Origin of the sequence: Boudabousia liubingyangii, assembly GCF_001907245.1 — a bacterium.
Taxonomy (GTDB): Bacteria; Actinomycetota; Actinomycetes; order Actinomycetales; family Actinomycetaceae; genus Boudabousia; species Boudabousia liubingyangii.
Window position 1 is genome coordinate 101,224 of record NZ_MQSU01000003.1, and the last position, 12,610, is coordinate 113,833.

Below are 12,610 nucleotides of genomic sequence, written 5' to 3' on the forward strand. Positions count from 1 at the left end.
AAAAGTTAAAGCTGCCTGCTAAACGCTAGCTATTTAGCCCCCAAACAGGGTAGGCTTGTCCCGTGATTGTTCTACTCCTTGGATCCGGAGGCCGAGAGCACGCTCTGGCCCGCGCCCTAAAAGCTGACCCGTCCGTTACTCGTCTGCTAGTTGCCCCCGGAAATCCGGGCACTGAAGAACTAGGCGACAATGTTGCGATCGACGCCAATGACCCCCAACAGGTCCTAGAACTGGCGCAGCGTGAACACGCTGATCTGGTTGTCGTCGGCCCCGAAGCGCCACTGGTTGCCGGTGTCGCTGACGTCCTGCGTGAAGCTGGTATTGCCGTCTTCGGCCCCAACCAGGCTGCCGCCCAGCTGGAGGGCTCCAAGGCTTTTGCCAAAGAAATCATGGCCGCCGCTGAAGTAGCCACCGCCGATGCCGCCACCTGCACTGACGAGGCCGCCGTGCAGGCCGCCCTTGATAAGTTCGGCGCACCCTACGTGGTTAAGGCCGATGGCCTAGCCGCCGGCAAGGGTGTAGTTGTTACCTCTGACCGTGACGCCGCGGTAGAACACGCCCTGGCCTGCCTAGAAGGTGGGGGACAGGTCCTCATTGAGGAATATCTAGACGGTCCCGAAGTTTCCCTCTTCTGCCTCTCTGACGGGCAGACGGTGGTCCCGCTACAGCCGGCTCAAGACTTTAAACGAATCTACGACCAGGGTGAAGGCCCCAATACCGGTGGCATGGGTGCTTACAGTCCGCTGCCGTGGATCCCGGCTGACCTACCCGCCCAGGTAGTTCAGAGCGTCGCCCAGCCGGTCGTTACCGAACTAGCTAAGCGCGAGATGCCCTTCGTGGGCCTGCTCTACTGCGGCCTAGCCCTGACCTCTAACGGCGTGCGCGTTGTCGAGTTTAACGCCCGCTTCGGCGACCCGGAAACCCAGGTCGTGCTAAGCCTCCTGAAGTCCCCGCTAGCCCAGGTATTGGATGCTTGCGCCCGCGGCAAACTAGCCGACTTCGGCCCCCTTGAATGGGAACCGGGCGCTAGCGTCACCGTCGTAATCTCGGCAGCCGGATACCCCGGCACCCCCACGAAGGGTGACCCCATTACCGGCCTCGATGCCGCCCATGCGATCCCCGGGGTGCACGTGATCCACGCCGGCACCGCCCTAGATGAAGAGGGACAGTTGGTCTCTAACGGGGGCCGCGTGCTTTCCGTAACCGCGGTCGGTGAAGACCTAGCCCAGGCCCGCGAACGTGCCTACCAGGCCGTCGAACAGATTCACTTGGCCGGTTCGCATCACCGCACTGATATTGCGGCTGAAGCAGTGGGGCAAAACTAGCAGAGTTTTCGCTTAAACTGTAGAGGCTTTGAGTAACCAACTACGTCGCGCACTGTAAAAGGATATCCACCTGATGACTTCAGCTGATTCGGCCGCTTCCGAACCGCTAAACGCCCCCACCGATGAGGAGTTAGCGCAGCTGCTTGAGGCTACCCGCCAGCAGCTTAAGCATGGCACCCAGCTGGCGCGCAGTATTCGTGACAATAGTGATTCCCTTTTCGCGCCCCTACGTCCCCACACTCCGGTAGCGCCCGGCACGTATCAGCCCACCCAGATCACTCGGCCGACCCTAGAGCCCGAGGATGCCCCGGCAGGTCTTTCGGTTTCTGGTACCTTGGCAGCTTCTGGCGGCGCTACCTCGACCCCCCGCTCGGTCACCGCGGGCAGCGGTGAGCCAACTGGGGAAGGCCAGGCTATTGCTGACCTGAAGTCTGGGCACGCGCAGTCAGAAAAATCGGAAACTGATCCCTTAGATCCCGATGCTTTTGATCCGGCAATCCTGCCGGCCCCCGGCCAGGTGGTCCTGTGCCTAGCGCAAATCCCGGAAGCCACCGCCGCCCTCGACATGGCCGAACGCCTAGTGGCCCGCACCCAGAACGCGGGCCGGGAAGCTGCCGTCCTGCTAGGTGGCGCAAAAACCGTCCTTCCGGGCGAGGGTGAACGGTTACGTTCCGGCGCTGACTTCACCAAGTACCGTGAGGCTCACCCTGAAGCAGCCCTAGTGGTAGTCATCATTGACTCCCCGGTAGAGGCTCATCATCGTGCCGCCCAGAAACTACTGGCGGCCCTACCTGAACACATGACTTGGGCCCCTTGGGATGCCCGTCGCCCCTACGGTGAGTGCATCGATTGGCTAGCCCGTAAACCCTATGATGTCCCCGTTGATGTGCTGACCTTACATCATGTTTGGGAAGCCCCTGAAGTCCATGAATATCGCAGATTACCGGTGAAGATCGCCTGGTTGGACGGGGCCCCGGCCTCGGCCGCCATGTGGGAATCGCTGAGCGCCTAGAAAGGAAGCCACCATGTCCGAAGCCCCCACCCTGCCAGGTTGGCAGCACGTTTATTCCGGAAAAGTCAGAGACCTCTATGTGCCGTTACCGGGTGGGGATTTCGATCCCGCACGTCACGTGCTGGTGGTGGCCTCAGACCGAATCAGCGCTTTTGACCATATCCTGCCCACCCTGATTCCTGATAAGGGTCGTGTCCTAACCGCCCTGACCCTGTGGTGGTTTGAAAAATTAGCTCACTTGGGCCCCAATCACCTAGTCTCTTTGGACGTGCCCGAGGCCGTAGCCGGACGAGCTATGGTTTGCCAACAGTTGCACATGTTGCCGGTTGAATGCGTCGTGCGCGGCTACCTCACCGGGACCGGCCTGAAGGATTACCAGCGTACCGGCGAGGTCTGCGGCGTGAAACTGCCCGAGGGCCTAGTGGAAGCTTCCCCACTGCCCGAACCGATCTTCACTCCCGCCGCGAAGGCGGAACTGGGTGAGCACGATGAGAACGTTTCCTTCCGTAAGGTTTGTGCCATGGTTGGTGAAGAAACCGCTGCCGCCCTGCGCGATCAATCATTGGCTATCTACTCGGCGGCCCGCGAACTGGCTGCCGCCCGGGGAATTATTCTGGCGGACACCAAGTTCGAATTCGGGCAGGTAGAAGACCAGCCGGGAGCGGTCCAGCCCTCCCCGGCACTGGTCCTAGCCGACGAAGTCTTAACGCCTGATTCCTCACGTTTCTGGTCTGCCGAGGAATGGGAAGAAGGCAAGCCGACTCCCTCGTACGATAAGCAGTTCGTGCGTGACTGGCTGAAATCCCCTGAAAGTAACTGGGATTCAGCCAGCGGCCAGACCCCGCCGGAACTACCTGCCGAGGTCGTTGAGGCGACCCGCCAACGCTACCTTGAGGCCTACCAGAAATTAACTGGTCAGTCACTTGAATGGTAGAAACCCCCTAAAACCCGCTACTGTTAGACCTGCTAGAGCAATTAAAGCCCGTCGATTGCGTACAGCTAAAACCCTCAAGGAGATATAAATGGGTGTCATCATTGTTGAAGTTATGCCGAAGCCGGAAATCTTGGACCCCCAGGGTAAAGCCATTTTGGGTGCTTTCCCTCGTCTAGGTTTCACTGATTTCGTAGGTGTTCGCCAGGGTAAGCGTTTCGAACTGACCGTTGACGGTGCAGTTACCGAAGCACACCTGGAACAGGCTCGGAAAGCTGCAGAAGAACTGCTTTCTAACCCCATTATTGAAAACGTCGTCTCCGTGCGCGCCCTGGAGGACTGAGCTGCTATGAGCAAGATCGGGATTGTAACCTTCCCGGGTACGCTAGATGACCGTGATGCTGCCCGTGCGGTGCGAATTGCCGGTGCTGAACCGGTAGAACTCTGGCACAAGGACTCTGACGTCAAGGGTGTTGACGCGGTTGTGCTACCCGGTGGGTTTTCTTATGGTGACTACCTGCGCTGTGGCGCTATTTCGGCCCAGAGCCCGGTAATGGGCGCGGTCATCGAGGGCGCTAAGAAGGGCCTTCCCGTACTGGGTATTTGCAATGGTTTCCAGATTCTTTGCGAATCGCACCTCCTACCCGGTGCCTTGATCCGTAACCACCACCAAAAGTTCATCTGTCGTGACCAGGCCCTAGAGGTAGTTCGTACCGAGACTGCCTGGACCGGCGCCTTTGAGAAGGGTCAGCGGATTGTGATTCCGCTAAAGAACGGTGAGGGTAACTTCCAGGCTACCCCCGAACAGCTAGAACGGATTGAGGGCGAAGGTCAGGTTGTCTTCCGCTACCTAGACTTCGACCCCAATGGTTCCATGAACCAGATTGCTGGTTTGTGTAACGAGGCCGGTAACGTCGTTGGCTTGATGCCGCACCCGGAACATGCCGTTGAGGATGTCTTCGGGCCAGAGTCCGGTTCTGGTACTGATGGTCTAGGCCTGTTCAAGTCTGTCTTGGAGTCATTACTAGGCTGATTAGTCACTAAAAACTACATAGTTATCCACAGTTCTATTCACAGTTGCATTCCCGGGTTGGGGAAGTAGTGGAAAGGGCTGTGGATTTCTTTGTGTATAACTGTGGGTGCTATTGAGAGCAATTATGAAAAAGTGGCGTAGGTCGCGTGCTTTTTTGGGAAATAGAGCCGAAAAGTCGGATCACCTCAACCTTAACTTGAGGTTTAGTTGAGCTTTTAAAATCTGGTTGACATGGTTTAAATGTTGAAATTTCAACGATAAAAGCGGGTTGAGGCCTTTGTGTGACCGGAAGTGACAAAAAGTGCGCAGCTTTAATGCGAAAAAAGACCGGAAATGCACACTCGAAATGTTGATATCCACATTGCCTGGGGAAAACTGTGGATAAACCCTGTGAAAAACCTGCTTTTTTAACACGTGATAAGCACTGTGAGCATTAATCTATCCACCTTTTTCCCACAGTCTCCAAGAAACTGGTAGAGTTAGCCTCGTAGCGGACTCTTGTCCAAAACATAATGGGCACTAGGCTTTCAAACGTATCTGGCTAGACCAGTTGAAAACTTGGAGCTATTCATAGTAGGACACCCCATTTGGGGCCAAAACATGGAGTAACCATGACCCAGCGGTCTGAAGAAAACACCTCCCGCACCGAAGCGGAAAATTCCGCCGAAAACTATGACACGATTGCTGATGCTGCCGCTACCGCAGATCAGCCCATGCCCTATGCAGAGCTAGGGCTCAAAGAAGATGAATATTTAGAGATTAAAAATCTTCTTGGTCGTCGCCCCACCAATGCGGAACTGGCCATGTATTCCGTCATGTGGTCAGAACACTGCTCCTACAAATCTTCTAAGAAACACCTACGTAAGTTCGGTCAACACACCACCGATGAAATGCGTGAACACCTACTAGTTGGCATGGGTGAAAATGCTGGCGTCGTTGACATTGGTGATGGCTACGCCGTTACCTTCAAGGTTGAATCCCACAACCACCCCTCTTTCGTAGAGCCCTACCAGGGTGCCGCCACCGGCGTGGGTGGTATCGTTCGCGACATTATGTCAATGGGTGCTCGCCCAGTAGCAGTCATGGACCAGCTACGCTTCGGCGATGTGGAACATTCAGATACAGCTCGCGTGGTCCACGGTGTGGTCTCTGGCGTGGGTGGCTACGGCAACTGCCTAGGCCTACCGAATATCGGTGGCGAAACCGAATTTGACGCTTCCTACCAGGGCAACCCGCTAGTTAACGCCCTCTGCATCGGCGTCCTAAAGCATGAAGATATCCACCTAGCCAACGCCTCTGGCGCAGGCAACCATGTCATCCTCTTCGGTGCCCGCACCGGTGGTGATGGCATTGGTGGTGCCTCGATCCTAGCTTCAGAAACCTTCACTGACGGTATGCCCACCAAGCGACCCTCCGTCCAGGTAGGCGACCCCTTCATGGAAAAGGTCCTAATCGAATGCTGCCTCGAACTATTCCACTCTGGCGTAGTTGAAGGCATCCAGGACCTCGGCGCTGCCGGTATCTCCTGTGCCACCAGTGAACTTGCCTCTAACGGTGACGGCGGTATGCACGTCGACCTAGAAACCGTACTACTACGTGACCCCACCCTAACCGCCGGCGAAATCCTAATGAGTGAATCCCAGGAACGCATGATGTGTGTGGTCACCCCCGAAAACCTTGAAGCATTCAAGCAGATCGTGGAAAAGTGGGACGTGGAATACTCCGTCATCGGTGAGGTCACCGGAACCGGACGCCTAACCATTGACCATAACGGCCACCGCATTGTAGACGTCGATCCTAAGACCGTCGCCCATGAGGGTCCGGAATACGATCGTCCCTACGCCCGCCCCGCTTGGCAGGATGAACTAAATGCCAACACCACTGCCGACCTACCTCTGCCCCTAAGTGCAGAAGAGATCGAACGTGACCTGCTAAAGATGGTGACCAGCCCCAACCAGGCAGCCAAGAACTGGGTTACCGACCAGTACGACCGCTACGTTCAAGGTAATACCGCGCTAGCTCAGCCTGATGATGCCGGTGTTATTCGCGTAGTACCCGAAACCGGTCGCGGCGTGGCACTCTCTACCGATGCTAACGGCCGTTTCACCAAGCTGGACCCCTTCACCGGAGCCCAGCAGGCACTGGCTGAATCCTACCGAAACGTCTGCACGGTCGGGGCCAAGCCCCTAGCCGTGACTGACTGCCTAAACTTCGGTTCCCCTGAAGACCCCGATGCCATGTGGCAGCTGGTGCAGGCCATTGAAGGTCTAGCGGAAGCCTGTGAGGAAATGAAGGTGCCCGTCACCGGCGGTAACGTTTCCCTCTACAACTCCTCCGGCACTGAAAAGGGACGCCCCGATTCTTCCATCAACCCCACCCCGGTGGTTGGTGTCCTAGGTGTCATGGATGACGTCACCCGCGCCAACCCCTCCGGCTGGAAGGAAGAAGGCCTAGCGGTCTTGCTACTAGGGAAGACAGAATCTGAACTCGACGGCTCCGCTTGGGCTTGGGAAGTCCACCAGCATCTAGGTGGTCAGCCGCCGCGTGTTGATCTGCAGGCAGAAATGGCTCTAGGTCGAGTCTTGCAGGCCCTCTCGAACAGTGAGGAAGGCTCCCTGCTGAAGGCAGCACACGACCTTTCTACTGGCGGTCTAGCTCAGACCCTAGTGGACTCTTGCCTACGCTACGGCGTCGGTGCTTCCATTGATCTTTCTTCGGTAGCCCGAACAGATAACTTACAGACCGCAGAAGTGCTATTCTCTGAATCAGGAGCAAGATGCATTGTTGCGGTACCTGAAGGTTTAGTCCCGGCAGTAGAAGCAGCTGCGAACGCAGAAGAAGTGCCTTTCTATCGTCTGGGAACCACCGGTGGGGACCTACTAACCATTGTTGGTGCGGATCGTTTCGACCCAGAGTCTGAAACCGAAGTAGAGGGTGACCTGATTACTTTGGATCTTGAGACACTGCAAGAAGCGACCCAAGCAACTTTGCCGAAGCATTTTTAAATATAAAACGCCAAAGGGAATTCCTATGGACCATCTATTACGACGCTATCTTGACGAAGCAGCAGTCGAACGAACGGAAGAGGAATATAACCAGTGGGCTTGTGGCATGCTGGAGGACCAGCTTCGCTTCGAGCGCACCGACACTGAAGATGGTTGTGTCATGACAGCCACTGACGGTACCAAAATCTCTTTCGTGGTCACCTCTGGGGACATTAAGGTCGATTTCCGCTTCCCGGGTCAACAGCCAGAAGACCCCACCCTGCTAAAGGCTCACTGCGTGTGGGTTCCCGAGCTTCTACATGGCGGAACCTATCCGATTTATCTACAGGTCTCTGCCCTGCATTCTGAAAGCGACGTGGTACTGCACTCTTGCATCCACAAGGATGAAGACTATTGGAGCGTGCACCCCGTTCGCGACAAGTCTGTCGTTGATTTCATTAACTTCGATGGCACCACTTGGGCAGAGTTCGCAGCCCCCTTTGCTGACACGCTTTGGTTTGCTCGTTACACTCACGATGAGACCGGCGGCCTGCTGGAAGTTAGCACTGATAACATCACCCCCCAACGCCTAAACTTCCTGCTGCTGCTAGTCGCTGATGAATGCATGCGCTTGCTAGCTAAACGCCGCAAGGATTATGACGCCGGCCGAATCACGCCGCCGGCGATCCCGGACAAGGGCGTGCACATTGTTAACTACAATCCCCGTGACTTCCTTGAAATCGCGGAAGAAACCCGTCTGCTAGTGCCCTTTAAGATCGTGTGCATCTGGGAAGATGGCGAGTTCCTGGGCTTCTCCAAAGACGTGGGATGCTTCGGTGAATATGAACCCGGCTGGTTGCTAGTTTCACCCACTTGGCACGAACAGCTGCTTACTAACCACCTTCACTGTCGTCGCGATGTAGATGACTATGAAGCACTTGAGAAGGCTATTAGTCGTAAAGATCGTTTCCGTGAGCTGCTAGCGGCTTACCTTGACGAACTAGGATGTTTGCAGGAGACCGAACTTGTTTGAGAATGCCGTAAGATTCCTGACCAATGGTTCCGACTTCGCATGGCCCGATTACGACATGCGAGAGACCCTAATCTGTCAGCGCTTAGCAGCGGGTAACCTTTCCACGGTAACTTTCCCCAATGGGACCAACCTGCGAGTGCAATACCACCCCGAGGTTGCTTCGGACAATAATTTCTCATGTCATAAACCCTTGGTTACCTGGGAAATTTTCAGCCCTGACCGTAAAGGTAACAGTGAAGAGTTCACCCTCATGCTGAAGGGAACCCTAGAATCGCACGTCGGTGGTACCCATATTTTCACTGTGCAAAATGGGGACCACGCCCAAATGGCTGCCTGGGCGCGAGTCCTAGGCCCGATTAGCCTAGTTTCCTACCTGCGTCCTTCTACCCCCGGTTGGGATGCCATGAGCCTAACCAGTAAGGGTGCCCGTATCTTCCGTCAGGCTCCCTTCGGTCAATCCCTTTTGGTGTGCGAATACCGTCGCCTATCGGACACTAAAGCTCAGCTCATCATGCCCGAGGGTCGTACCTACATGATGTTGTTGAACTCGATCGTGGCCGTGGCAGCTAGCGAATCCTTCCACATGATTTAATGCCGTCTTTAGATGAGCTGACGATCTAAAGTCGTCAGTTAAGGTGATCTGCAAAGGTCATCATCTAAGGTCCTGGTACGGGAAACCCTAAATCTGAAAGCTATCTCCCGGGCCCGCTGGTTCACAAGTTGGACAAGCCGGTCCGGGATTTAGTTAATTCAGGTTAAAACTGTCTGAAACTGCTGGTCATAATGGTCAGGTGGTTTTGCGTGAGCTACCACCGTGGACTATTATTTTTTACATGCAAAGCAATCGGAATGGCTGGTGGTGGCTCCCTTAATGGCGAGCCGATAAAAGTCATACCATTCGCAGGCTCGCTACGGCGGGCCTTTTCTTATACCTGGTCAGCCGCAAGTGCCCAAGCAGAAACGGAGAAGACCAGATGAGTAAAGAACTACCCGCACCCCCGCAGGTGCTAACCCGCCAAGTCAACTATCAGGCTGACGGCGGCGCGATTCTGCGTCAACTAACCAGCAAAGGCCTACTGCCGGTATCAGCTGCCGGCCTGCCCAAAGACTGTATCCTGCTAGATTCGGCAGATATCGCCTCCAAAGCCCAACTGACCTCCATTGCCATCCTTGATGCGACCGTGAAACTCACCTGCCGCGGCACTACCGTCACCGTTGACGCACTCCGTTCTGGCCCGGACAGTGAAGGCTCCATTACTCGTCTCCAAAATGAACTTTCCCAGTACGTTACGGACGTAGCTCCCGGCCACCTTGAGCTGGATATCCCCGTTGACCAAAGTATTACCGAGGAACGCGAACGCCTGAAGGCCACGTCTTCGGCGGCGGCCCTACGGGTTTTGGCAAGTGCGCCTGTCCCGCACCCGCACTTGCCGCTGCTGGCGGGCGCCTTTGCCTTCGATTACCTAGACAGTTTTGAGGACCTGCCGGCCGTCCCTGAAGGCCCAAATACCTGCCCTGATTATGTTTTTTATGATGCGGCGACGATCCTAGTTACCGACCATCAAAATCAGAGCACCACGCTGGTGGGGGCCTCTTATGATCATGCGGGGATAAAGGCGCGTTTGGATGAACTGGAAGCCGCGATTAACCAGATTTCCGCGGACGAGGGCGCGCCCTCAGGTACTCCCGCAGCCACCCCTGAAGGTGCTGCTACCTTAACGGCCTACCCGACGACCTCGGATGAAGACTTCGCGCAGACCGTCCGTGACCTGCAAGAGCACATTAAGGCGGGCGATATTTTCCAGGTGGTCCCCAGCCGCGGTTACACCATGGAGTGCCCGGACGCGCTGGCCGCCTACCGGGTACTGCGCGCGGCTAACCCCAGCCCGTACATGTTCTACCTGGCCACGGAAGATTTCCAGATCTTTGGGGCCTCTCCGGAATCTTCCCTGCTGTATTCGGTGAAGACCGGGCAGGTGGCGATTCGCCCGATCGCGGGCACGCGCCCTCGTGGTTTGCGTGCTGATGGCAGCATCGACCACGAACTGGATATTCGTCTAGAACTGCAACTGCGCAAGGATGAAAAGGAACTGGCGGAGCACCTCATGCTGGTGGACCTAGCGCGTAACGACGTGGCGCGCGTGTCTGTCCCGGGAACCCGGCAGGTGACCAACCTTTTGCGCGTGGACCGCTACTCGCGCGTCATGCATCTAGTCTCCGAGGTCAGTGGGGAACTGGCCCCGGACCTTGACGCCCTGGATGCCTTCCGCGCATCCATGACCATGGGTACGTTGACGGGCGCTCCGAAACTACGGGCGGCCGAACTGATCCGGGAGGTCGAGGGCGTTCGGCGCGGCTCCTACGGGGGAGCGGTCGGCTACCTGCGTGGGGACGGCGAGTTCGACACCTGCATCGTGATCCGCTCGGCCTTCGTGAAGGACGGGCAGGCTCTAGTCCAAGCGGGCGCGGGCGTGGTGGGGCACTCGAACCCCCAGTCAGAGGCCGCGGAAACCACCCACAAAGCCAGTGCCGTCCTGCACGCCCTCGCGGCCGCCCAGAACGCGAAACTAGAAATCGCCCAGAATCCCAAGACCGCACTTGCCCAGGAGGTTCAAGCATGAGGGTCGTACTACTAGATAACCGCGATTCTTTCGTCTACAACCTAGTGGACCTATTCGCCTATCAGGGCGCCAAGATCGAGGTCTACCGAAACAACGTCGCCCTAGAAACTGTTCTACAGGCCCTGAAGCCCACCGCGGAAGAGCAGGCCGCCGGGCAGCGCCCCCTACTGTGCCTGTCGCCCGGGCCGGGGCACCCTCGGGAAGCCGGCTGCCTAATGGACCTAGTGGAGCGAGCCCTAGCCGACGGGATTCCCACCCTGGGTATCTGCCTTGGGTTCCAAGCCATGGTCGAATCCTGCGGGGGAGTGATTGACCGGGTCGGTCCCGTACACGGGCAGGCCTCGGCCGTAAACCTCACCACAGAAGGCCGCCAGAACGAGTCCTTTGGCGACCTAGATGATACTTTCGAGGTAGCGCGGTACCACTCCTTGGGCACTACTGAGCTACCCGCGCAGCTAGTTTCCCTAGCCGCTACCGAAGAGGGGATCGTGATGGCCGCGAAACATCACCAGCAGCCCATGATTGGCCTGCAATTCCACCCCGAATCGATCCTCACCCCGGCCGGACCGCAACTAATCAAAAACCTACTTAAAGAACTAAGCCAAACCGAAACCCAGCACGCTAAGGACGCAAAATGAGCACCGACGTCACCGCCCTCATCCGCCAGGTCATCAACGGCCAAGAACTCAGCCAAGAGCAGGCCCAAGAACTATTCGCCGCCCTCTCTAACGGGGAGCTCAGCGAAATCCAAACCGCCGCCCTCCTAGCCGGATTGCACTCCCGCGGGGAAAGCGCCGAAGAACTAGCCGGAGCCGCCGCAGCCTTCCGCGCCGTGGCCACCGAATTCCCCACCCAGCAGCGCGGCCTGGTCGACGTCGTCGGCACCGGCGGTGACGGAGCCCTGACCATCAACATTTCTACCGCGGCCGGCCTAGTCGCCGCCTCCCTAGGCGTGCCCGTCGCAAAGCACGGCAACCGCTCCGTTTCCTCTAAATCCGGGGCCGCAGACGTCCTCGAAGCCCTAGGCCTAAACCTGAACGCCACCCCGCAGGAGGCCTCCCAGTCCCTAGCCGAAAAGGGCTTCACCTTCCTCTTCGCCCAGGCCTACCACCCGGCCATGCGCTTCGTCGCCCCGGTACGCAAGGCCCTGGCCGCCCCCACCATTTTCAACCTGGTGGGACCGCTCATTAACCCCGCCCCACTGGACTACCAGGTCATGGGCGTGGCCAACCCCGACTACCTAGACCTAGTCGCGGCCGCCATGGTCCGCCTAGGCCGCCAGCGCGCCCTGGTCGTACACGGCGATGGCCTAGACGAGCTGGCCGTCCACGGCCCCACGCACGTCCGCGAAGCCACACCCGACGGGGTCAAGAGCTACCGAGTCACCCCCGAAGAACTGGGCATCCAAACCTGGACCGTAGCCGACCTGCGCGGTGGCGACGGGGCCGAAAACGCTGAACTACTCAAGGAAGTACTAGGCGGTAAGGGCCAGCCCGCCCACCGCGATGCCATTGCGGTCAACGCCGGTGCCGTACTGTTCACCGTCGGCAAGGCAGAAACCCTCGCAGAAGGTACCCAGATGGCCCTAGAACAGCTTGCCACCGGTAAACCCCTGTCCTACCTAGAAGACCTAGTCTCCGGCCCTCAGGGCGCCAAATAAGCAGCCCAGCC

General features: G+C 57.4%; 11 protein-coding genes. All 11 read left to right on the plus strand.

Annotated elements, in window-relative coordinates:
• The first annotated feature begins 62 nt into the window (after positions 1 to 62).
• Positions 63 to 1,325, plus strand: coding sequence for a phosphoribosylamine--glycine ligase (purD, locus tag BSR28_RS05120; RefSeq protein ID WP_073709620.1), 1,263 nt, complete (start codon positions 63 to 65; stop codon positions 1,323 to 1,325).
• Between the two features lie 73 nt (positions 1,326 to 1,398).
• Entirely contained in the window at positions 1,399 to 2,337 is a 939-nt protein-coding gene (locus tag BSR28_RS05125; RefSeq protein WP_073713539.1) for a hypothetical protein, read from the plus strand.
• A gap of 13 nt (positions 2,338 to 2,350) precedes the next feature.
• Positions 2,351 to 3,271, plus strand: coding sequence for a phosphoribosylaminoimidazolesuccinocarboxamide synthase (locus BSR28_RS05130; protein ID WP_073709618.1), 921 nt, complete (start codon positions 2,351 to 2,353; stop codon positions 3,269 to 3,271).
• Between the two features lie 88 nt (positions 3,272 to 3,359).
• Positions 3,360 to 3,611, plus strand: a complete 252-nt coding sequence (gene purS / locus BSR28_RS05135; protein WP_073709617.1) for a phosphoribosylformylglycinamidine synthase subunit PurS — start codon at positions 3,360 to 3,362, stop codon at positions 3,609 to 3,611.
• A 6-nt stretch (positions 3,612 to 3,617) separates the two neighbouring features.
• Positions 3,618 to 4,301: a phosphoribosylformylglycinamidine synthase subunit PurQ gene (gene purQ, locus BSR28_RS05140; RefSeq protein WP_073709616.1), complete on the plus strand. Its 684-nt coding sequence runs from the start codon at positions 3,618 to 3,620 to the stop codon at positions 4,299 to 4,301.
• A gap of 611 nt (positions 4,302 to 4,912) precedes the next feature.
• Positions 4,913 to 7,306 (plus strand): phosphoribosylformylglycinamidine synthase subunit PurL, encoded by a 2,394-nt coding sequence (gene purL / locus BSR28_RS05145; RefSeq protein WP_073713540.1) that lies wholly within the window; start codon positions 4,913 to 4,915, stop codon positions 7,304 to 7,306.
• A gap of 25 nt (positions 7,307 to 7,331) precedes the next feature.
• Entirely contained in the window at positions 7,332 to 8,318 is a 987-nt protein-coding gene (locus tag BSR28_RS05150) for a hypothetical protein (protein WP_073709614.1), read from the plus strand.
• Positions 8,311 to 8,910 (plus strand): hypothetical protein, encoded by a 600-nt coding sequence (locus BSR28_RS05155; RefSeq protein ID WP_073713541.1) that lies wholly within the window; start codon positions 8,311 to 8,313, stop codon positions 8,908 to 8,910. The genes BSR28_RS05150 and BSR28_RS05155 overlap by 8 nt, the downstream gene beginning before the upstream one ends.
• A gap of 382 nt (positions 8,911 to 9,292) precedes the next feature.
• Positions 9,293 to 10,939, plus strand: a complete 1,647-nt coding sequence (locus tag BSR28_RS05160) for an anthranilate synthase component 1 (protein ID WP_073713542.1) — start codon at positions 9,293 to 9,295, stop codon at positions 10,937 to 10,939.
• Positions 10,936 to 11,577, plus strand: a complete 642-nt coding sequence (locus BSR28_RS05165) for an anthranilate synthase component II (protein WP_073713543.1) — start codon at positions 10,936 to 10,938, stop codon at positions 11,575 to 11,577. The genes BSR28_RS05160 and BSR28_RS05165 overlap by 4 nt, the downstream gene beginning before the upstream one ends.
• A complete protein-coding gene (gene trpD / locus BSR28_RS05170; RefSeq protein WP_073709610.1) occupies positions 11,574 to 12,599 on the plus strand; it encodes an anthranilate phosphoribosyltransferase in 1,026 nt (341 codons plus the stop codon). Before BSR28_RS05165 ends, trpD begins: the two co-directional genes overlap by 4 nt.
• Positions 12,600 to 12,610 lie beyond the last annotated feature (11 nt).